This window comes from Notoacmeibacter sp. MSK16QG-6 (genome assembly GCF_024158145.1).
Taxonomy (GTDB): domain Bacteria; phylum Pseudomonadota; class Alphaproteobacteria; order Rhizobiales; family Rhizobiaceae; genus Notoacmeibacter.
In genome coordinates, this window is sequence record NZ_JAMYXM010000006.1 from 129,869 (window position 1) to 151,363 (window position 21,495).

General features: G+C 58.3%; 21 protein-coding genes. 14 read left to right on the top strand and 7 right to left on the bottom strand.

Going from position 1 to position 21,495, the window contains the following annotated elements:
• Nucleotides 1-12 precede the first annotated feature (12 nt).
• A complete protein-coding gene (locus tag NIM86_RS15385) occupies nt 13-504 on the top strand; it encodes an Lrp/AsnC family transcriptional regulator (RefSeq protein WP_253383415.1) in 492 nt (163 codons plus the stop codon).
• A gap of 16 nt (nt 505-520) precedes the next feature.
• On the top strand, nt 521-2,218 hold the full coding sequence (gene ade / locus NIM86_RS15390) for an adenine deaminase (protein WP_253383417.1): 1,698 nt from the start codon (nt 521-523) through the stop codon (nt 2,216-2,218).
• A gap of 29 nt (nt 2,219-2,247) precedes the next feature.
• Here the strand turns inward: ade and NIM86_RS15395 are convergent, their stop codons facing one another.
• The 5 genes from NIM86_RS15395 to NIM86_RS15415 are packed head-to-tail and all read right to left on the bottom strand — an operon-like array spanning nt 2,248 to nt 8,815.
• Nucleotides 2,248-3,666, bottom strand: a complete 1,419-nt coding sequence (locus NIM86_RS15395) for an L-serine ammonia-lyase (protein ID WP_253383419.1) — start codon at nt 3,664-3,666, stop codon at nt 2,248-2,250.
• Between the two features lie 14 nt (nt 3,667-3,680).
• Nucleotides 3,681-4,232 (bottom strand): sarcosine oxidase subunit gamma, encoded by a 552-nt coding sequence (locus NIM86_RS15400; RefSeq protein WP_253383420.1) that lies wholly within the window; start codon nt 4,230-4,232, stop codon nt 3,681-3,683.
• Between the two features lie 25 nt (nt 4,233-4,257).
• Nucleotides 4,258-7,251 (bottom strand): sarcosine oxidase subunit alpha, encoded by a 2,994-nt coding sequence (locus NIM86_RS15405; protein WP_253383421.1) that lies wholly within the window; start codon nt 7,249-7,251, stop codon nt 4,258-4,260.
• A complete protein-coding gene (locus tag NIM86_RS15410; protein ID WP_253383422.1) occupies nt 7,248-7,550 on the bottom strand; it encodes a sarcosine oxidase subunit delta family protein in 303 nt (100 codons plus the stop codon). Before NIM86_RS15410 ends, NIM86_RS15405 begins: the two co-directional genes overlap by 4 nt.
• 11 nt (nt 7,551-7,561) lie before the next feature.
• Nucleotides 7,562-8,815, bottom strand: coding sequence for a sarcosine oxidase subunit beta family protein (locus NIM86_RS15415; RefSeq protein WP_253383423.1), 1,254 nt, complete (start codon nt 8,813-8,815; stop codon nt 7,562-7,564).
• Nucleotides 8,816-8,996: 181 nt separating this feature from the next.
• On the opposite strand from NIM86_RS15415, the gene NIM86_RS15420 reads away from it, so the two are divergent.
• On the top strand, nt 8,997-9,929 hold the full coding sequence (locus NIM86_RS15420) for an MBL fold metallo-hydrolase (RefSeq protein WP_253383425.1): 933 nt from the start codon (nt 8,997-8,999) through the stop codon (nt 9,927-9,929).
• Between the two features lie 5 nt (nt 9,930-9,934).
• On the opposite strand, the gene NIM86_RS15425 is transcribed toward NIM86_RS15420, so the two are convergent.
• Together NIM86_RS15425 and NIM86_RS15430 are read right to left on the bottom strand one after the other, a co-directional pair.
• Entirely contained in the window at nt 9,935-11,020 is a 1,086-nt protein-coding gene (locus NIM86_RS15425) for a YeeE/YedE family protein (RefSeq protein WP_253383426.1), read from the bottom strand.
• Nucleotides 11,021-11,108: 88 nt separating this feature from the next.
• Complete coding sequence (locus tag NIM86_RS15430) at nt 11,109-11,459, bottom strand: helix-turn-helix transcriptional regulator (RefSeq protein ID WP_253383427.1); 351 nt, start codon at nt 11,457-11,459, stop codon at nt 11,109-11,111.
• Nucleotides 11,460-11,618: 159 nt separating this feature from the next.
• Here NIM86_RS15430 and NIM86_RS15435 point away from each other — a divergent pair, with 159 nt between their 5' ends.
• From NIM86_RS15435 to NIM86_RS15485, 11 genes are all read left to right on the top strand, one after another.
• Nucleotides 11,619-12,356 (top strand): cytochrome c biogenesis protein CcdA, encoded by a 738-nt coding sequence (locus tag NIM86_RS15435; protein WP_253383428.1) that lies wholly within the window; start codon nt 11,619-11,621, stop codon nt 12,354-12,356.
• Nucleotides 12,357-12,367: 11 nt separating this feature from the next.
• The gene (locus NIM86_RS15440) at nt 12,368-12,961 is read left to right on the top strand and encodes a thioredoxin family protein (protein WP_253383429.1); all 594 of its coding nucleotides are present in this window, start codon (nt 12,368-12,370) and stop codon (nt 12,959-12,961) included.
• A gap of 105 nt (nt 12,962-13,066) precedes the next feature.
• Nucleotides 13,067-13,537: a sulfur oxidation c-type cytochrome SoxX gene (gene soxX / locus NIM86_RS15445; protein WP_253383430.1), complete on the top strand. Its 471-nt coding sequence runs from the start codon at nt 13,067-13,069 to the stop codon at nt 13,535-13,537.
• Nucleotides 13,538-13,559: 22 nt separating this feature from the next.
• Nucleotides 13,560-14,018 (top strand): thiosulfate oxidation carrier protein SoxY, encoded by a 459-nt coding sequence (soxY, locus tag NIM86_RS15450; protein WP_253383431.1) that lies wholly within the window; start codon nt 13,560-13,562, stop codon nt 14,016-14,018.
• A gap of 42 nt (nt 14,019-14,060) precedes the next feature.
• Nucleotides 14,061-14,384 carry a thiosulfate oxidation carrier complex protein SoxZ gene (gene soxZ, locus NIM86_RS15455; protein ID WP_253383432.1) on the top strand — a complete coding sequence of 108 codons (324 nt, stop codon included), beginning with the start codon at nt 14,061-14,063 and terminating at the stop codon, nt 14,382-14,384.
• Between the two features lie 126 nt (nt 14,385-14,510).
• Nucleotides 14,511-15,314 (top strand): sulfur oxidation c-type cytochrome SoxA, encoded by an 804-nt coding sequence (gene soxA / locus NIM86_RS15460; RefSeq protein WP_253383499.1) that lies wholly within the window; start codon nt 14,511-14,513, stop codon nt 15,312-15,314.
• Between the two features lie 95 nt (nt 15,315-15,409).
• Nucleotides 15,410-17,101 (top strand): thiosulfohydrolase SoxB, encoded by a 1,692-nt coding sequence (gene soxB, locus NIM86_RS15465; RefSeq protein WP_253383434.1) that lies wholly within the window; start codon nt 15,410-15,412, stop codon nt 17,099-17,101.
• 86 nt (nt 17,102-17,187) lie between these two features.
• Nucleotides 17,188-18,468 (top strand): sulfite dehydrogenase, encoded by a 1,281-nt coding sequence (soxC, locus tag NIM86_RS15470; RefSeq protein WP_253383435.1) that lies wholly within the window; start codon nt 17,188-17,190, stop codon nt 18,466-18,468.
• Nucleotides 18,452-19,735 carry a c-type cytochrome gene (locus NIM86_RS15475; RefSeq protein WP_253383436.1) on the top strand — a complete coding sequence of 428 codons (1,284 nt, stop codon included), beginning with the start codon at nt 18,452-18,454 and terminating at the stop codon, nt 19,733-19,735. Before soxC ends, NIM86_RS15475 begins: the two co-directional genes overlap by 17 nt.
• Complete coding sequence (locus NIM86_RS15480) at nt 19,728-20,114, top strand: hypothetical protein (RefSeq protein ID WP_253383437.1); 387 nt, start codon at nt 19,728-19,730, stop codon at nt 20,112-20,114. Before NIM86_RS15475 ends, NIM86_RS15480 begins: the two co-directional genes overlap by 8 nt.
• A gap of 58 nt (nt 20,115-20,172) precedes the next feature.
• Nucleotides 20,173-21,453, top strand: a complete 1,281-nt coding sequence (locus NIM86_RS15485) for an NAD(P)/FAD-dependent oxidoreductase (RefSeq protein ID WP_253383438.1) — start codon at nt 20,173-20,175, stop codon at nt 21,451-21,453.
• Nucleotides 21,454-21,495: the final 42 nt, after the last annotated feature.

Consider the following 21,495-nt stretch of genomic DNA (forward strand, 5'->3'; position numbering starts at 1 on the left):
GCAGGCACGCCAATGACCGCCAATCGTGGCATGTTTCTTCCAGATGAAACGGATTTGCGAATTCTCGATGCATTGCAGCGGGATTGCTCGGTTTCGATGGCTGATTTGGGCGAAACCGTCGGTCTGTCCAACACTCCCCTTTGGCGACGGATGAAGAGGCTGGAAAGCGAAGGCGTGATACGCGGGCGTGTCGCACTGCTCGATGCCGAAAAGCTCGGCCTTGAGATCAACATCTTCGCCAGCATCCGGTTGGACCGGCATGATGAGGAAACACTCGAAGCCTTCGAGCGCGCTGCCGTTCAGCAGGCGGAAATCATGGAATGTTATTCGATGAGTGGAGAGAGCGATTTTCTTCTGCGCGTGGTCGTCGATAGCATCAGCTATTATGAGCGATATCTAAAGCGCGTGCTTCTGCATCTGCCCGGCGTTGCGGCCGTAAATTCACATTTCACTCTCAAACGTGTGAAGCAGACGACGGAACTGCCTCTGCGTCGGATGTCGTAGGATCGGGAGAGCGCGGATGCAAAGACTGGAATCCATGATCGATCAGGCCATCGGACGGCTGCCCGCCGATCTGGTTCTGAAAAATGCGCGCTTCTTCGACTTGGTGACAGGTGAGCTGGTCGCCTCCGATATTGCGATATGCGGTGAACGGATCGTCGGCACGTGCGGCCAGTATCAGGGCCGAACTGAAGTCGACGTCAGCGGCCACATCGTCGTACCGGGATTTATCGACACGCATCTGCATATCGAATCGTCGCTCGTGACGCCGCATGAGTTCGACCGCTGTGTTCTTCCTCACGGGGTAACCACTGCGATCTGTGATCCGCACGAGATCGCCAATGTTCTGGGCGCAGAAGGCATACGATACTTTCTGGAATCTGCGCTCCATACCATCATGGATATTCGCGTTCAGCTCTCGTCCTGTGTGCCCGCTACCCATCTGGAAACATCCGGCGCCGATCTGCCAATAGAAAGCCTACTATCCTTTCGCGATCATCCCAAGGTGATCGGATTGGCGGAATTTATGAATTTCCCCGGGGTGATTCACAAGGACCCCGTTGCGCTTGCGAAGCTGGAAGCCTTTCAAGGCGAACACATTGATGGTCACGCACCATTGCTGTCGGGCGCCGAGCTTAATGGCTACCTGTCCGTCGGCATCCGCACCGAGCATGAATGCACCAGCGCTGACGAGGCGCTGGAGAAGATTAGCAAGGGCATGCACATTCTGATCCGTGAGGGCTCCGTCTCGAAGGACCTGCAGGCTTTGCTGCCGATTATGACGGAGAGGTTATCGCCGCATATCGCGCTCTGCACTGACGACCGCAATCCGCTCGACATCGCTGAACAGGGTCATCTCGATTACATGATCCGAACCGCTATTGCCGGCGGGGTCGATCCGCTCGTCGCCTATCGGGCCGCGTCGATATCCGCGGCGCGAGCCTTCGGCTTGCAGGATCGCGGATTGATTGCGCCAGGCTGGCGCGCCGATATTGTGCTGATCGACACGCTGGAAGATTGCGCCGTTGACATAGTATTTTCCGCTGGTCGCCGCGTGAATGATGCTCTCTTCGCCACCCGCGTCCCCGTCAAACCGGTTGGCCTCGACAGCATTCATGCCAGAGAACTGAACCCCGCCGATTTCGCCATTCCAGCTTCTGATAGCGAAATGCCCGTTCTCGGCGTATTGCCCGGTAAGATCATCACTGAGCATCGACAGTTCCGTTTACCGACGCTCGGCAACCAAACAGGGATCGATCTGGAGCGGGACATTTTGAAGATTGCCGTCATCGAGCGCCATGGCAAGAACGGCGATATCGGCAAGGGTTTCGTTCAGGGATTCGGTCTGAAGAAGGGCGCGATTGCATCGACGGTCGGCCATGACAGCCACAATCTCTGCGTTATCGGCGCGTCTGACGAAGATATGGCCGTTGCCGCCAACCGGTTGCGGGAACTCAAGGGCGGTTTCGTGGTCGTTGACGATGGGTTCGTCACCGGAGAGATTGCATTGCCGCTCGCCGGTCTGATGAGCCTCGAAACCTATGAAACGGTGCGCGACACGCTGCACGATCTGCGCCAGGCGGCCTTCGCTCTCGGATCGACACTCGAAGAGCCGTTCCTACAGCTGGCTTTCCTGCCGCTGCCAGTCATCCCCCACTTAAAGATTTCGGACAAAGGCTTGGTCGATGTGGATAAATTCGCTTTGATCGAGCAATAGCGAAATCGCGACCGACGCTGGTTTACAGCTCAGCATTCTGGGATATTGACGGCAATGCCGCCGGTCGACGTCTCCTTGTATTTTTGACTCATATCTCGGCCAGTTTCCAGCATCACCTGAATGCAATTGTCGAGCGGCATGAAGTGTTTGCCATCGCCGCGAAGGGCAAGGCTGGCCGCTGACACGGCCTTGATCGCGCCAAGCGCATTGCGTTCGATGCAAGGCACCTGCACGAGGCCCGCGGCCGGGTCGCACGTCATGCCGAGATGGTGTTCCAGCGCAATCTCGGCGGCGTTTTCCACCTGTTCGTTCGTGCCGCCGAGCGCCGCGCAGAGGCCGGCGGCTGCCATGGCGGCAGCGGATCCTACCTCGCCCTGGCAGCCGACTTCGGCGCCGGAAATGGAGGCGTTATATTTGATCAGCCCACCAATGGCCGCCGCAACCAGCAGGATGTCGGCAACGCCCTTGTCGGTCGAACCGACGCAATGGGTCCGGTAATAACGAACGATGGCGGGCAGTACGCCCGCCGCGCCATTGGTCGGAGATGTCACCACCCGGCCGCCGGCAGCATTTTCCTCGTTCACCGCCATGGCGTAGACGCTCAGCCAATCATTGACGACATGGGGCTGCGCCATGTTACTGCCGCGCTCATCGCAAAGCTTGTCATAAATAGCCTTGGCGCGTCGCTTTACCTTAAGGCCACCAGGCAGAATGCCCTCCTGTTCGAGCCCGCGCGTGATGCAACCATCCATCGCCTGCCAAATCGCCTTCAACCTGTCGTCGAGCGCCTCACCATGAATCGCGTGCTCATTGGCGCGCTTCATCTCCGCAATGGTTTTGCCTGACGCTGCCCCCATCGCCAGCATTTCCTTCGCGGTAGCAAAAGGATAGGGGCAGTCTTTCACTTCCTGGCCCGTACTTTTTTGCGTTAGACCGTCGGCGTCGTTCTCCTGCGTGCGAAGCTCGCTCTCGGTGACGACAAAGCCGCCGCCGACCGAGAAATAGGTTTCTTCGTGATAGAGGATGCCGGCTTTGTCGAAGGCACGGAAAACCAGCCCGTTGGGATGGCCATCCAACGGTGGCCCGTAGTCGAAAACGAGGTCGGTTTCAGGATCGAACCTCAACGGTTCAAGTCCTTCCGGAACGACTGTTCCCGACAAACGAATACCGGCTTCCATATCTCCCGCCCGGTCTGGGTCGAGCGTATCGGGCAAGAGGCCGTTCAAACCGAGAGTCACGGCGCGATCGGTCGCATGGCCTTTACCGGTAAAGGCCAGCGACCCATGCAACGTCACCGAAAGCGCCGCCGGACGTCCCGCGCCTGGTCGCCCGACCTCATCGCCTCGAAGATCGTCGAGAAAGCGTGAAGCAGCGATCATCGGACCAATAGTGTGGGAGGAAGAGGGGCCAATCCCCACCTTGAATATCTCGAAGACAGAGAGAAACACGGTCCGCTCACTGCTTATTCAAGAGCTAATTCCCCACAACCGGTCGCAAGAAGGGAAATCACATGCGAAGCGAAGGAGCGCCAGACATCCAGACGAAAACGCTGCGGCCCGTCACGCCAAAGAATGACGCTGACGCCATCGAAAACGGTGCGACGGCCCTGCCCGTTGGGCAATTTTTCCAGATCGCGCGGACAGCCCAGCGTCATCAGTTCTGCGGCCTTCGGCCCCTCGATAAGAACAGTCACCTCGCGGTCTGAAATATCGGTCAGGCTATGCGGTGCAGCGTCATAAACCGCAGCACAGGCTTGCGCGATGGTGCCTGCGTCAGACTCAGGTGAAAGAACGATCCATTCATCCGGTCCGAGACAGAGAATCTCGGTGTTATGTCGCCGGCTGCACTCGCCAATTTTCTCGGGCAGAGCGAGGTCGAGAGCCTGCGATAACGCGTCGCGATCCGTCTCGCCAACCCGCAACGAATATCGCGACCCCGGCGCAAGAAGTGAAATGGTGGCCACGCTGCTTGCCGCCAACTGGCGCGCCGTCAGAAGATCGACATGAACCGTCATCTGTTTGCCTCCACTGGCGTTCGCTTCAAAGCTTCAGCCGCTCATTGTCGGGATCGTAGAACGTTGTGCCGGTAACCGTCGCTTTCACTACAGTGTCCGGCATCGGAATATGGACCGTTTCGCCCATACGATTGTGCCCGCCCTCGACAAGCGCCAACGCAATGGGCCGCCCAGCCGCGTCGCTATGATACGACGATGTCACGTGGCCGACCATTCTCATCGGCTTTGACTGGTTCGGATCGAGCACGATCTGCGCGCCCTCTTCCAGCTTGGTCCGGCTATCCTCTGTTAGAAGGCCGACAAGCTGCTTGCGGTTTTTTGCGGTGAGATCGGGACGTTGAAGCGCCCGCATACCGACAAAGTCGCGCTTTTTCTTACCGACGGCCCAGCCCTGCCCCGCATCGTATGGGGTGACCGTGCCATCCGTATCCTGGCCGACGATGATGAACCCCTTTTCGGCGCGCAGAACATGCATCGTTTCGGTGCCATAGGGACAGATGTCGAATTGTTGGCCCGCTTCGAACAGCGTCTCCCACAATGCGCGGCCATGACGCGCTGGTACATTGACCTCGAAGCCGAGTTCACCGGTGAAGCTGACGCGGAAGAGCCGCGCCGGATAGCCGGCAACCGTGCACTCGGCGATGGACATATGCGGAAACGCCCCGTCTGAAATATCAAGCCCCTCGACGAAGGGTGAGAGCAGATTGCGTGCGTTCGGTCCATTCAGCGCGATGGTTGCCCATTGCTCGGTCGTCGAGGTCAGCCAGACCTTCAGATCCGGCCATTCGGTCTGAAGGTAATCCTCCATCATATTCAGGACACGCGCCGCCCCACCCGTGGTGGTGGTGATGTGAAAGCGGTCCTCGGTGAGACGTCCGATCACGCCATCGTCGCGGATGAAGCCGTCATCGCCGAGTAGCAGCCCATAGCGGGTGCGTCCTGGTGCCAACTTGGTCCATGGATTGGTGTACATCCGGTTCATGAATTCAACGGCGTCCGGCCCGACCACCTCGATCTTGCCGAGCGTGGAGGCGTCGAACATGCCGAGGCTTTTGCGCGTGGCGCGACATTCGCGCGAAACGGCTGCATCCATGTCTTCGCCGGGCTGAGGAAAATATCGCGCCCTTCGCCACAGGCTGACGGGCTCGAACACCGCGCCATTTTCCTCGGCCCAGCCATCGATCGGCGTCTTGCGTGTGACGTCGAAATGATCGCCCTTGTGATAACCTACAAAGGCACCGAACGTTGTCGGCGTATAGGGCGGGCGGAACGTCGTCAGCCCCACCTGAGGCTGCGGCTTGCCCAATGCGTCGGCTGCGATGTTCAGCCCGTTCATGTTCGACATCTTGCCCTGATCGGTCGCCATGCCGTTGGTCGTGTAGCGTTTGACGTGCTCGATGGAGCGCATACCCTCGCGCACCGCCAGCCGCAGATCCTTGGCCATCACATCGTTCTGAAAGTCGACAAAGGCCTTGGTTCGCGAAGGATTGCGGTCTGTCGGCAGTTCCGTGTGAGTGACGCCTGAGCCGGTGCGGTCGTTTTGGACGGAGCGAGCCGTCGCCTTCACCGAATGTCCTAGTTCTTCGGCCGCGGCAGCGCCCATCGCTGCACCATCGTTAAGGGCAGTCTCAATGCCCCAAAGCCCCCTGCCCGCTCCCGCGATCTGACAGGCTTCGGCTTTCCGATCTGGCAAAAAGGTCTGGGACTCGTCGTCCCATCTCAACGTGCCCTTGGTGTGCGAAAAGAGATGAAGCGATGGCGTCCAGCCGCCTGACATCAGAAGGCAATCGCAGGTAAGAGTTCGTGCCGCGCCAACCTTTCCGTCCGCCACGGAATTGATGCGCACCGCCTTGATGCGCAGTCGCCCCCTTGTGCCCGTCACTGTATGGCCGGCAAGCACTTCAATGTTGCGCTTCTCTGCTCCCGTTATGAAATCGGCACGGGGATTGGCGCGGGTATCGACAATGGCCTGCACATCAGCGCCGGCATCGGCCAGATCGAAGGCCGCATGCCAGGCGCTGTCATGGCTGGTGACGATGACCGGCCTGTCGCCAACCTTCACGCCATAGCGGTTGAGATAAGTCTGTGCGGAACCGGCCAGCATGACGCCGGGGCGGTCATTCCCATGGAAGACAAGCGGTTTTTCCAACCCGCCCTGTGCGAGAATGACCTGCTGCGCCCGCACCCGCCACAGCCGTTCGCGCGGCATATCGGGATCGGGCGTTTCCAGATGGTCGGTCAGCTTCTGGCAGAGGCCGACCATGTTCTGATGATAATAGCCAATGGCAGTGGTGCGCGTCATTATGCGCACACCGAGCGCATCGAGCGTCGCAAGTTCCTCCGCCAGCCAGTCCCATGCGGCGTTACCATCGATTTCTGCCTGCGGCTCACTCAGCAGCGTGCCGCCCATTTCCGAATTCTCATCGACCAGAGCCACACGCAAACCGGCTTCCGCCGCACTTTTCGCTGCGGCCAGCCCGGCCGGGCCGCCACCCACCACCAGCACATCGGTATGCAGATAGCGCGACGCATAATGATCCGGGTCCGGCTCGCTCGGCGAAACGCCCAGCCCTGCGGCGGCCCGGATAAAAGGCTCATAAACCTTGTCCCAAAAGGAACGCGGCCACATGAAGGTTTTGTAGTAGAAGCCGGCAGAAAACAGCATGTAAAGGCTGTCGTTAAGCGCGCCCACATCGAATGAAAGGCTCGGATATTTGTTCTGACTGGTCGTGTCCAGGCCGTTCCAGATTTCCTGCGCGGTCGCGCGCGTGTTGGGCTCAAACTGCCCTTCGCCGCGCCTGGTGCCGATTAGCGCGTTGGGCTCTTCGGTTCCGGCTGTCACCGGACCGCGCGGCCGATGATATTTAAACGAGCGGCCCATCAAATGGCGGCCATTGGCCAGCAGCGCCGAGGCCACAGTGTCGCCCGCGCAGCCTTCAATGGTCTGACCGTCGAAGGTAAAGCAAACCGGTCTATCCTGCTGGACGCGGCCGCGACCCGCGACGCGGAAACGGCTCATTGTCCATCCTCCGGCAGCGATTCAGGATCAGGACGCCTCTCACCCGCCCTGTAGGTGGTGAGGAACCGGTCGGTAACCGTGTTGCGCACGGCGTTGAAGAAACGGCCGCAGCCGTGAATGTGCCGCCAGCGCTCGTAATGCGGACCCTTCAGGTTGTTGCGAATGAAAAGGAAATCCCGCCATTCCTCATCCGACACGTCCGCCGGGTTGTCAGGCCGCACGATATGGGCTTCGCCCGCATAGGCGAACTCGGCTTCCGGCAGTGTCTCGTCGCAATAGGGACAGTGGATGAGAAGCACGGTCTTTTCCCTCAGTGTGCAACGGCGGCAGCAGCCGCTTCGTCAATCAGTCTGCCGGTTGTGAAGCGTTCCAGCGTGAAGGGCGCGTTGATCGGGTGCGGCTCGTCCTTGGCGACTGTCCAGGCCAGCGTGTGGGCCGCGCCGGGCGTCGCCTTGAACCCCCCTGTCCCCCATCCGCAATTGACGTAGAGACCCTGAACCGGTGTCTTGCCGAGAATGGCCGAGCGGTCGGGTGTCACATCGACAATGCCGGCCCATTTGCGTAGCATCCGCATTCGGTTGAAGATTGGGAAGATTTCGCAGATTGCCGCGACAGTGTGTTCGATAAGAGGCAGGCCGCCGCGCTGCGAATAGCTCGTATATTGATCGGTGCCGGAGCCGATCACCAGCTCGCCCTTGTCGGACTGGCTGATATAGGCGTGAACCGTGTTCGACATGACGACGCAGGGAAAGATCGGCTTCACCGGTTCGGAGACCAGCGCCTGCAACGGATAGCTTTCCAGAGGCAGGCGAACGCCAGCGCTATCCATGACGACCGATGTGTGGCCCGCCGCCGAAACGGCAACCTTCTTCGCTTTGATGAAACCGCGTGGCGTCTCCACGCCTTCCACTGCGCCGGTCGCATCGCTCCGGATGGCTGTAACGGGGCAGTTCTGGATGATGTCAACGCCGCGCGCCGCCGCACCCCGCGCATAGCCCCAAGCCACCGCATCGTGTCGCGCGGTGCCCGCCCGCTTCTGCAATGCCGCTCCCATCACCGGATAGCGCGCAGTTTGTGAAATATCGAGCGGCGGACAATAGGCCTTCGCCTCTTCTTTCGTCAGCCAGCGATTATCGACATCGTTCAAACGGTTGGCGTGGACATGACGCTGAAAGCTCTGAACGTCGTGCACACTATGCGCCAGCATCATCACGCCGCGCTGGGAGAACATGACGTTGTAGTTCAGCTCCTGGCTGAGCCCTTCCCAAAGATCGAGGGCGTGGTCATAGAGCCGTGCGCTCTCATCGTAGAGATAGTTGGAACGGATGATCGTGGTGTTTCGACCGGTATTTCCGCCGCCGAGCCAGCCCTTCTCGATCACCGCGACGTCTGTGATGCCATGCTCTTTGGCCAGATAATAGGCAGCGCCCAGCCCGTGACCGCCTGCGCCGACGATAATGACATCATATTCGGCCTTTGGCTCGCTATTCGGCCACTGCTCTTCCCACTTCTTGTTGCCGCCAAGAGCGTGCCTCAGCAGCGAAAGAGCCGAAAAATGCGTCATCAGAACGGACTCCGCCGCGTGTCACCATGACTGAGTTAAGCCGGTTCGCTGAGCGCGGTATTGTAGATTTGCGCCATCGACCATGCATTTATCCGACAGATCGCGAACGGCCCCCTTCTGTTTGACCTTTGGTCGCCGGTAGCCATTAATATATTCGAATAGGAAGATAGGAGGAAAGGTGATGACGATGATGGTTCCCAATCGACGAGACATCCTGACTGGCATGGCAGCGCTCGGGTCATCCATGCTCTTGGGTGGCTCATCCTTCGCACTCGGCCGCCACGGCGTCGGCGATGGCGAGTTGCTCATGCTGTCGGACGGCAATCTCACCCTGCCCCTCTCATTCGTTCTTCCGGGACGGCCGGAAGCCGAAATCGCTACCGCATTGATGGTCGAAGAAGCACCTGAGGCGTTGACGCCGGACTGCAATGTGACGCTTTTGCGGCGCGGCGATAAATTGATTCTTTTCGATGTCGGCTCGGGACCGAATTTCATGCCGAGCGCGGGCGAACTCCCCAATGCCCTCGAAGAAGCCGGCATCGATCCACAAGACGTCACCGATGTCGTATTCACACACGCCCATCCCGATCATTTCTGGGGCCTGACCGATGATTTTGGCGACCTGCTCTTTCCTGACGCCGCCTATCATATGAGCGAAGCGGAGTGGGCGTATTGGTCGGCAGAAGATACGTTGGAGAAGACGCCGGAAGCGCGCAAAACTTTCGTCGTCGGCGCGCAAAACCGTATGCCGTTGATCGAAGAGCAAATCTCTCTTTTTCAACCTGGTGCCGAGATCGTGGCTGGCATCGAGGCGATGGATACATCCGGCCATACGCCTGGCCATATCTCCTTTGTGGTCCATGGCGGTGACCGGCCGGTCTTGATCGGCGGCGATGCTTTGACCCATCCGATCATTTCATTCGCCCATCCCGAATGGGAAAGCGGCAGCGACACGGACCCTCAAAAGGGCATTGCGACGAGGAAAATGCTGCTCGACCGGCTCGTATCCGACGATATTGCGCTGATCGGGTTTCATCTGCCGCACCCTGGCTTCGGTCATGCGGAGAACGCCGGCGACGGCGCGTACGTTTTCGTTACCGATCCTGCCGGATAGCGGCTTTATTCCGCAGGCTGCGTGCTCCGCCGAAGAAACGCCAGCGGGCTGCCCTCCAGCAGCAGAGAAAGTCCGATACGCGCACCGAGCGCCATGGATGCAAAGGCGAGCGGTGCCGAAAGCGCAAAGACCGAGGCGGCAGACACGACCTGTCCAATGGTACAGCCGAGCGCCATGATCCCGCCCGTGCCCATGAGGAACGAGCCGAAGATGTGACGCGATAATTCGCGCGCATCGTCGCAAGCCTCCCAACGGATATCGTCAGCCGTCCAAGCAGCAACCGCCGCGCCAAGTACGACGCCCATAACGAGGCCCACCGCATAATCTGGCATCGCACCGGTCGTTACGACGATTTGGAAAAGCGCATCGCCGACGGGGCCGACGAAATTGGCCGCCTCCAGTTGAACCGGGAAAAAGGCGATGGAAGCGAAGTATGAGGTTATCAGCCAACCGAGCGCCACGCAGATGCCCAGCACCAGCCCAACCCCAATTCTCTCGCGGTCGGCGCGAAACCCGGCATCACGAAAGATCCAGTAGCCGATCGTCAGAAAGACGACGAGCATCGTCGGTATCGTCAGAATTGAAAGGCCGAAAGATTCGAGCAGCCCGGCCAGCGTGGATCCGTGTTCGGTGGAAATCACCATATCAAAAGGTTCGGTCATGGCGACGCGGCCCTGCGCTGTTATTCCCCGCTGCGCCGCAAGCGCTGACAAAGCGATCCCCGTCAGAGCGACCGCGGCGCGCAAACTGCCCCCACCCAGTCTTATCAATGCGCCAAACCCGCATGTGCCGACCAGTGCCATTCCAATGCCGAACATCAGCCCGCCGAGCGTCACTCCAAGAAGATTGAGAGGATGGGTAGCGTAAAAAGTTCGGCTACCGTCAACGAAACCGAAGAACTGCGCGAGCTGAGTCAACATGGCGGCCACGAGCGCAACCAGAACCCAGCTGCGGAGCCGCGTGCTGTCGCCAGCGTACCAGCAACGTTCGAAAGCGCCGAGCGTACAGAAGTGATAGCGGCGGGCGACAAAACCCATGACGATGCCGACACCGACACCGGATAATGGTAACAGCCATGCTGTCTCGGTCATGACGGACCTCCCTCCCGTGCATGCCGTCCGAATTTGACTGAAACCGCCCAGAAAGGAAAGTGCCTTCCAAGCTGCGGAAATGTGCAGGCTAGGTTCGGGCCACCCGTTCTGGAGAACAGAAAGTCTGATAAATCTGTGCAACGAGGTCGGCGATATCGCTGTCGACAATCGAGTAATAAATCATTCGGCCTTCACGCCGCGTCGTAACCAGGCGGTCATAACGCAATCGTGCCAGGTGTTGCGAAACCGTCGCTTGCGGCATGCAGAGCAGATCTTCCAGTTCCGACACACTTCGTTCCCGCTCGTGCATCAGGCAGAGCAACAGCAGCCGCGTTTCGTGCGACAGCGCCTTCAGAAGATCGCTGGCGATTCGTGCGCGGCGTACATATTCCGCCCTCTCGTCATCAGTTGTTTCTAGCGTGACGTTCGGAAGAGACATTCTCAAAAGCCGTTGTGATTAATGCGGGTGCCACAGAAATCTACATATGACATCTGCCTGTCTCTTGTACCAGCATTGCCAAAACATAGGAACCAGCGCATGTTTCCCGAACGGTTTGGCTATTCTCTGGCCGGGCCGTACGGAATGGGGAGCAATTCTGTGTTGGACGTAAGCTATCCAGCGGCACTTCTTGCGGGGCTTCTGTCCTTCATCTCACCTTGCGTTTTACCGATCGTCCCGCCGTATCTGGCCTGGATGGCGGGCGTAAGCTTCGGCGATATGCGCAGCGACACGCTGGATTCAGCCAAGACCCGCAGCATTGCTTTTTCGTCCGTCGCCTTCGTTTTGGGTTTTACCACGGTTTTCGTTGCGCTTGGCGCCAGCGCCAGTCTTCTCGGTCAGACGCTCGTCCAGTATTTCGATATCTTCTCGATCATTGCCGGCGCGCTGATCCTGATTATGGGCCTGCACTTTCTGGGCGTGTTTCGTATCGCTTTTCTATATCGCGAAGCGAGGATCGATGTCCGTTCGAAACCTGCGGGTCTGGTCGGAGCATACGTGATGGGTCTCGCATTCGCATTTGGCTGGACGCCGTGCGTGGGCCCGGTTCTGGCGTCGATTCTCATGGTCGCCGGCGCGGAAGGGTCGGCCGGACGCGGCGCTGGACTTCTCGCAGCCTACTCGCTCGGGATCGGCACTCCCTTCATATTGGCCGGCATATTCGTCGCGCGCTTTATCGAATTATCCAGTCGACTGAAGAAACACATGCGTGCCGTCGAGATCGCCGTAGGCGTTCTGCTGATCATCACGGGTATCCTGTTCATGACTGGCTCCATGAGCGCTATTGCGCAATGGATGCTCGACGCCTTCCCCGACTTCTTCATGTCCATCGGTTGAGGAGACCCATTATGCGACACGTATTGAAAATCGCACTGGCGGGATTGGCCGCCGCCGTGCTGACATTTGGCGTCCGTGCTGAAATCGGGCCGGACGGTTTACACAAGCAGGATTGGTTCGCCGTCACCTTCCGTGACGTTGCCGAAGACATTGAAGATGCCAAGGCAGAAGGGAAGCGTCTCGCGCTTGTTTTCGAACAGCGCGGCTGCATCTATTGCAAGCGTATGCATGAAGAACTGCTGAGCGATCCCGAGGTGCGCGATTATATCAACGAGAATTTCAAGGTCGTTCAGTACAATATGTTCGGCGACGAGGAGGTGACTGATCTGGATGGCGAATCGCTGACAGAGAAGAGTGCCGCCCGGAAATGGGGTTTGCTCTATACGCCGACGATCCTTTTCATGCCCGACGAGGTTCCTGACGAATCCATGCCGGCATCAAAAGCGGCGGTTGCATCCATGCCGGGTGCATTCGGTAAGTTCACCTTTCTCGATATGTTCAAATGGGTGAATGAAAAGGGCTATGAGGGGGAAGAGCATTTTCAGAAATACCACGCTCGCAAGATTGAAGAGGCTCGAAAGGCCGGTGCTATCCCCAATGAATAAATCATTATATATCCATATGACTATTTGTCCTTGCCAGCGGTATGGCATTTGGCTAGCGTATGATGAAAGCCGCTTGGGAGGGCGGAAATGGCAGGGAGGAGCCGCATGACATCGACACTTCGCGCCCTGATTGTGGCATCCGGATTTGGAGCGGTGGCCCTTGCAGGTTCCGCAATGGCTCAGGATGTAAAGCCGGAGGCTGTGGCGTTCAGCGACAGCGGGGGAATTGAAACGCCGGTCGCCGCACAGGCTGGATCGGCTGAGGCCGGTCAGAAGGTGCTGACCGATCGCAAGCTCGGCAATTGTGTGGCCTGCCATCAGGTCAGCACTCTCGATGCACCGTTCCAAGGCAATGTCGGGCCTTCGCTGGATGGTGTCGGCGACCGTTACGAGCCCGATATGTTACGCGCCATCGTGGTCAATCCCAAGAAGGCCTTATACGACGGTACGATCATGCCAGGTTTCTACACGCTGGACGTGGGCAAGCATGTCCGTGAGGACCTGGTAGGCAAGACGATCCTGTCCGCCCAGCAGGTCGAGGACGTGGTCGCTTATTTGCAGACACTGAAGGAATGAGATGGTGAAGGAGGTTCACCCGATGGAAATGAATAGACGTAGCGTACTGGGCATCGTTGGCGCCGCCACCACCGTGGCCGCTATCGGCCTTCCGGTCGGTATCGCCAACGCAACGCCCGAAGATGCAATGGCGAAGGTCAGGGAATTTGCCGGCGGCAAGGAGCCGCAGACCGGTGGCAAGCTGACGCTCAATACGCCGGAGATCGCCGAAAACGGCAACTCGGTTCCTGTCGGCGTTTCGGTCGATAGCGCCATGGAAGGCGATGATATGGTCGAAGAGATCATGATCCTCGCAGATGGCAACCCCAACCCGGATGTCGTGACGTTCAAGTTCACGGAACTGTCCGGTGAGGCCGTGGCAGAAACACGCATGCGGCTGGCCAAAACACAGGACGTGGTTGCCGTGGCGAAGATGGCCAATGGCGACGTCCATATGGCAAAGGCGCCGGTCAAGGTCACAATCGGCGGTTGCGGCGGCTGACGAGGCCCCGCCACCGAGAACAGTTTTCAGGAGGTACAGGACATGGCTTCCAAGCCCCGTGTCAAACTGCCGAAATCGGCAAGCGCTGGTGAAGTGATCACCGTTAAGACACTGATCAGCCACGAAATGGAATCGGGTCAGCGCAAGGACAAGAATGGCGAGGTCATCCCCCGCCAGATCATCAACAAATTCACGGTCACGTTCAACGAAAAGCCTGTATTCGAAGCCGATATCGAGCCAGCCATCTCGTCGAACCCATATTTCGAGTTTTCCGTGAAGGTGCCGGAGAGCGGGACATTTCACTTCAAATGGGAAGACGATGATGGATCGGTCTACGAGACCGAAGAGGCCATCGAAGTGGCGTAAGCCGGTACGCAACCGAATGTTCATGATGGCGCAGAGAGCGCCAGCCGGATCGAAAGGGAGGACGAAACGGTGAAGACAAAGGTGATCCTGGCAGCATCGGTGCTGGCGCTGTTCTCCAGTCCCGCCATGCTTGTAACGGCTTATGGCGATCCGGCAGAAGCAGAGCTTTCCATCGACGGCGAGAAAATAGCCGTCACAGCGGCCGCGCCGGAAGGCCACCCCTTCGACACGCTCTATTCCGGCTGGCTTTATCGTGAGCCGGAGACACGCGCGCTGGAAGAGGACAGCTTCGAGAACCCAGGAATGTTCGGTGTCGAACAGGGAGCGGAACTCTGGTCTGTGGTCGAGGGTTCGGCCGGCAAATCCTGCGAATCCTGCCACGCCAATCCCGAAGAGGACATGAAAGGCGTTGGCGCGTCGTACCCGAAATGGGACGCGGACTCCAAACGGCCGATCAATATCGAGTTGCAGATCGATAAGTGTCGCGAAGAGAACATGGGCGCGGAGCCTTACAAGTTCGACGCGCCTCAGCAGAAGGCGCTGACAGCCTTCATCAAGCACCAGTCTCTCGGCATGCCCGTCAAGCTCGATCTGAGCGAGGGCGAAATGCAGAAATGGTGGGATCAGGGCAAGGAGATGTACTACACCCGGACGGGCCAGTTGAACCTCTCCTGCTCGAACTGTCACGAGGACCACAGCGGCAATATGATCCGCGCGGATCATCTGTCGCAGGGTCAGGTCAACGGCTTTCCCACCTATCGTCTGAAGCAGAGCGCGCTGGTCTCGGTCCATAACCGTTTCCGTGGCTGCATCCGCGATACACGCGCCGAATTTCCGAAAGCCTTTTCCGACGATCTGATGGCGCTGGAGACCTATGTGACCTGGCGCGGCTCCGGCCTTTCGGTCGAGACACCCGCGGTTCGTCAGTAAGTTGCGCGAGCCGGCTGCAAAGCGGCCGGTTCGTTTTTCGTCACATATGACATTGTCAGTCGGCGGCGAGAAGAGCACCGCCGGGAAGGATCGCCATGTTCACCCGTCGCGAGTTTTTGCAATGGACGGCGGTTGCCGCCGGCACGATAGGCTTTTCCTCCAACGTCACGCGTCTAGCTGCGCAACAGCAGCTGACACAGGACGATCTGCTTGCCTTCGACGCAACCGGCGATCTCACCATCCTTCACGTCACCGACATTCACGCCCAGCTCAAGCCCATCTATTTCCGGCCACCAAGTGAGAATATCGGTGTCGGCATGTTCGAAGGCGTGCCTCCTCACCTCGTCGGCGAAGCGTTCCTGAAGCACTTCGATCTGACGCCGGGCAGCGCCCTCGCCTATGCCCATACGATGGTCGACTATGTGAACCTTGCCAAAACCTATGGCCGGATGGGTGGGCTCGACAGGATCGCAACGGTCGTAAATGCGGTTCGCGCCGAACGGGGCGATGGCAATGTTCTGCTGCTTGACGGCGGCGACACGTGGCAAGGCAGTTACACCTCCCTGCAGACCAAGGGACAGGACATGGTTGACGCCATGGCGCTGCTGAAGCCGGATGCAATGGTCGGCCATTGGGAGTTCACCTATGGCGAGGACCGCGTGCTCGAACTGATCGACGCGCTGGATTACCCCTTCCTTTCGGCCAACGTCTTCGACACCACCTGGGACGAACCCGTCTTCGAAGCCGCCATGATGCAGGAAGTGGCAGGCCACAAGGTCGCGGTAATCGGCCAGTCCATGCCCTACACGCCTATCGCCAATCCGCGCTGGATGATCCCGAACTGGAGCTTTGGCATTCGGCCTGAAGTCATTTCCGCGCAGGTTGAGAAGGCGCGTGCCGATGGCGCTGAGGTTGTGATCCTGCTGTCGCATAACGGCTTTGATGTCGATCAGAAACTGGCGCGTGACGTCCCTGGTATCGATGTCATCCTGACCGGTCACACGCATGACGCCATACCGCGCGCTATCGAGATCGGAAAGACGCTGCTCCTCGCATCGGGCAGTCATGGCAAATTTGTCGGCCGCGTCGATCTGGAGATCAAGGATGGTAAGGTCACGGCACACCAGTCTAGGACAATTCCAGTCTTCTCCGATGTGATCGCGCCCGATCCGGCCATGAGCGCGAAGATCGACGAAATCCGCACACCTTATGAGAGCGAACTCAATCGCGTTATCGGGCAGGCCGACGAGCTTCTGTACCGGCGGGGTAATTTCAACGGCACATGGGACGATGTGATCTGTCAGGGAATGATCGAAGAACGCGACGCGCAACTGGCCTTCTCACCCGGCTTCCGCTGGGGCGCGACTCTGCTTCCCGGTCAGGACATAACAATCGACGACCTGCATAACCAGACATCGATGACCTACCCTTCTGTCTATCGGCTGGAGTTCACCGGCCAGCAGATCAAGGAGATCATGGAAGACGTCTGCGACAATCTCTTCAACACAGATCCCTATTTCCAGCAGGGAGGCGACATGGTTCGCGTTGGCGGCATGGCTTATACCTGCGCGCCGAAAGAAACGATCGGCAACCGCATTTCAGACATGACCATGACCGCGACCGGCGAACCCATCGAACTGGAGAAGAACTATGTCGTGGCAGGCTGGGCTTCGGTCAACGAAGACGTCGAGGGCCCTGCAATTTGGGATGTCATGGAAAACTATATCGCCCGAAAGCAGACAGTGACCGCATCCGGAGCCGATGTCGTAAAGGTTGTCGGCATCTAAACCTGTCTGTCGCTGAAATCAGGTGGACAAGCCGGCTCGGTTGATACATATTCATATTCGAATACTTTAAGTATCGGGAGGAGCCGATGGTGGAGTCCGCTAAAGCGCGCGGTCGCATACCGAACGCGCGTCGACAGTTTTTGAAAGCCGGTCTGACCGCTGCGGGCGGCACACTGGCCGTTGCAAGCGGTGTGAAAGCCGCGCAGCCAGATCCGAAAATTACCGAGATTCAGGATTGGAACCGATATCTCGGAGACGGCGTCGACGCGTCGCCTTATGGGTCTCCGAGCCAGTTCGAAGCGGACATTGTACGCCGCAACGTTCCTTGGCTAACGGCCGATGCCACGTCATCTGTCAATTTCACGCCGCTTTATGCGCTCGATGGGACGATTACCCCAAGTGGTCTCTGCTTCGAGCGGCACCATGGCGGCGTCGCGGTAATTAACCCCGCCGATCATCGTCTGATGATCCACGGATTGGTCGACCGGCCCCTCGTCTTCACGATGGATGATCTCAAACGTTTTCCTCGCGAAAATCGTGTCTACTTCCTCGAATGCGCTGCAAATTCCGGTATGGAGTGGCGTGGCGCGCAGCTCAATGGCTGCCAGTTCACGCACGGCATGATCCATAATGTCGAATATACCGGCATCCCGCTTCGTTTCATATTGGAGGAAGCCGGCGTCAAGGCCGATGCCAAATGGCTTTTGGCCGAAGGTGCTGACGCGGCGGCAATGACCCGTTCCATCCCGATCGAGAAGGTCATGGATGACTGTCTGATCGCCTTCAAGATGAATGGCGAAGCGCTCAGACCAGAGCAGGGTTATCCGGTTCGGCTCGTCGTGCCGGGCTGGGAAGGTAATATGTGGATCAAGTGGCTACGCCGGCTTGAACTCGGCGATAAGCCATGGGCGCAGCGCGAGGAAACCAGCAAATATACCGATCTGCTGGCGAACGGCGTCGCCCGCCGTCACACCTGGGTGATGGACGTCAAAAGCGTCGTAACCAACCCTTCGCCGCAGGCGCCGCTGACTCACAGCAAAGGGCGAACTGTTGCCACCGGGTTGGCCTGGAGCGGCCATGGGCGGATTGCGAAAGTCGATGTCTCCATCGACGGCGGCCGCAACTGGTCGGAAGCGCGCCTTGAGGGCGGCACATCGAAGGGCGTCTACCGTTTCTATCACGATTTCGACTGGGACGGCGCCGAACTCTTTCTTCAATCCAGAGCCATCGACGAGGCAGGCAACGTCCAGCCGACGAAGGATCAGCTCCGCGCGGAGCGTGGTGAGAATTCGATCTATCACAACAATGGCATCCAGACCTGGCATGTCCGCCAAGATGGAGTGACAGAAAATGTCGAAGTTTCTTAGGCCACTCATTGCCGTTGGCTTTCTCGGCGGTCTGGTCCTCGTAGCCCAGCCTGCCTCCGCTCAGGACGCGGCAAATGGCGAGAAGATTTTCAAGCGCTGCTCTGCATGTCATGCAGTCGGTCCAGGCGCGAAGAACAAATCCGGCCCCACTTTAAATGGTGTGGTAGAGCGGAAAGCAGCGGCGGTTGAGGGCTTCCGCTATTCCAAGGCGATGACCGAGGCCGGAAAAAACGGCCTGGCATGGACAGAAGAGCATTTGAGCGAATTTCTTGCAGCGCCACGTAAGAAGGTGAAGGGTACGAAAATGGCCTTTGCCGGCCTCAAGAAGGATAAGGAAATCGCCGACATTATCGCCTATCTGCGGCAATTTGCGGATGATGGCAGCGCCGCCAAACCTGAGCAGGCGAATGCAGACGGGGCGATACAATCGAATCCGGGAATGGCGGAAGCCGAGCCGGAGGCCAATGCTTCTGAAGCCGAAATGGCGGAAGAGACAAAAAAACAGCAGCAGACTGGCGCGGGTGAAGATGTAGCCGCCGCGCCGAAAGCTGAAATTGCGGATGGAGCAGGCGAGAGCGTCGATGCATCGGCTGGTGACGAAGAGGCGGCTGGTCAGGACGTGGCGATGGCGCCTCCCCCGCCAAGCGGTGGCCCCATGAATATCGGCCGCCCTGCCCTTGAAGATGAAATCGCGGCTTGGGACATCGATGTTCGCCCCGATGGCAAGGGATTGCCAGAGGGGTCCGGTACGGTGGCGGAAGGCGAAGGGATTTATGACGAACGTTGCGCGTCCTGTCACGGTGCGTTTGGTGAAGGCGAAGGCCGCTGGCCGGTTCTGGCGGGCGGTCAGGGAACACTGACCGATGAACGTCCGGAAAAGACGATCGGCTCTTATTGGCCTTATCTTTCAACGGTTTACGACTACGTTCACCGTGCCATGCCCTTTGGGGACGCGCGTTCGCTGACCGACGACGAAACCTATGCCGTGACGGCCTATCTGCTCTATCTGAACGATCTGGTGAAAGACGACTTCGAGTTGAATAGCAAGAATTTCAGCGGAATCGATCTGCCGAACCATGATGGCTTCAAGCCTGACGACCGCCAGAGCGAGCCGCAGAATGCGGAGAATGCGCAGGCCGAATTGTGCATGAAGGATTGCAAGGAAGGGCCGGCAGAAATCACCATGCGTGCCCGGGTGCTGGACGTGACCCCCGACAATGCCGATAGTGACGAGCAGGACGAACTGGGAGAAGGTGCGATTGACTAAGAGCCATTCACTGCATCGTCTGGCCCATTCGTTTTGTTTCATCGCGCCCATGCTCCTTGGCACCGCCGCCATGGCGGAGACCAATCCCAGCTATGAAGAGGTCGAGAGGGCTGTCGAGACGATAATCCAGATTGAAGGCGATACGGACTACGGCGAATATCTTTCGGGAGAATGCGTCGCGTGCCACGCACCCGCGGGAACTGCAAAGGACTCGCCCATTCCATCCATCGCGGGTTGGCGTCGTGAGGATTTGATCCGAGCCATGGTGGAATATCGAACTGGCTATCGGGAAAATCCGGTCATGACGACGGCAATGGCGACGAAGGGCGACGAGGAAATTGCGTCTCTTGCCGCTTGGTACTCAGAACAGGGACAATAAGCGCCTGCCAGTCTCCTTAGGTTCCTGCTAGATTGGTTCGGAAACGGGAGGATATCGCATGGCAAAGCTGACCAGAAGACAATTCACATTGCTTGGCGCGACCGCGCTGGCAAACGTGGCGCTACCGTCCTTCTCATTTGCGCAAAACGGCGAAAAGCCAAAAGTCGTCATTATTGGCGGCGGAGCGGGTGGTGGGACGATCGCCCACCAATTGGCGCGTGATGCTGGCGATGCGTTGGAGATCACCCTCATCGATCAAGATGAGGAATACACCACCTGCTTTTTCTCCAACCTTTATATCGGCGGCTTGCGCAGTTTTGAGAGCATTACCCATAATTGGGATGCGCTGACCCGGCTGGGCGTCAAGAAAGTCACCGGTACTGCCACCGGGATAGATAAGACAGCCAGGACGGTTCAGCTCGCCGATGGATCGACGCATGCTTATGACATGCTGGTCGTCGCGCCGGGCATCGATCTGATCTACGATTCCGTCCCAGGTTATACCGAAGCGGACGTGGAGATTGCGCCGCACGCATGGAAGGCCGGGCCACAAACCAAACTACTGAAAGAAAAGCTCGACGCCCTCAAAGATGGCGACCAGATTGTCATGGTCCCGCCGCCTAACCCCTATCGCTGTCCGCCCGGACCATACGAGCGGGTATCGATGATGGCTCATGTGCTCAAAGAAAAGGGTTTTACGGAAGCGAAGATCATCATTCTGGATCCCAAGCCGAAATTTTCTAAGCAGGGTTTGTTTTCTGAAGGCTGGGAGAAGGAATATCCGGGTATGATCGAATGGATCGGCCCGGACATCCATGGTGGCATCAAGAATGTCGATGCAAAAGCCGGGACCGTCGAGACGGATTTCGACACGTTCCAGGGGGCGCTTCTGAACATCGTGCCGGCGCAAAAGGCCGGTGAAATCGCATCGGCAGCAGGCCTTACCGATGATAGCGGTTACTGCCCTATCGATGCCGAGAGTATGCGCTCAACGATGGATGAGAACATCTTCGTCATCGGCGACGCTTCCATAGCCGGCGACATGCCAAAGAGCGGCTTTTCGGCCAACAGCCAAGCCAAAGTCGCCGCGAATGCGATCCTGGCCGATCTGACCGACGCGCGAAAATTTCCAGCTCGCTATGCCAATACTTGCTGGAGCCTGATCGCAACCCAGAACGATGTGAAGGTCGGCGCGCAATATGAGCCGAACGACGGCAAGATAACTTCGACAGCGAGTTTTATCAGTCAGACCGGCGAAGAACCCGCTATCCGCGCAGCCAATTATGAAGAGTCGGTGGCTTGGTACGAGGCGATCACGAAAGACATTTTCGGCACATAGAAAGCGAAAAAGGGCGTCGATGACGCCCTTTTCTTCAGTTCG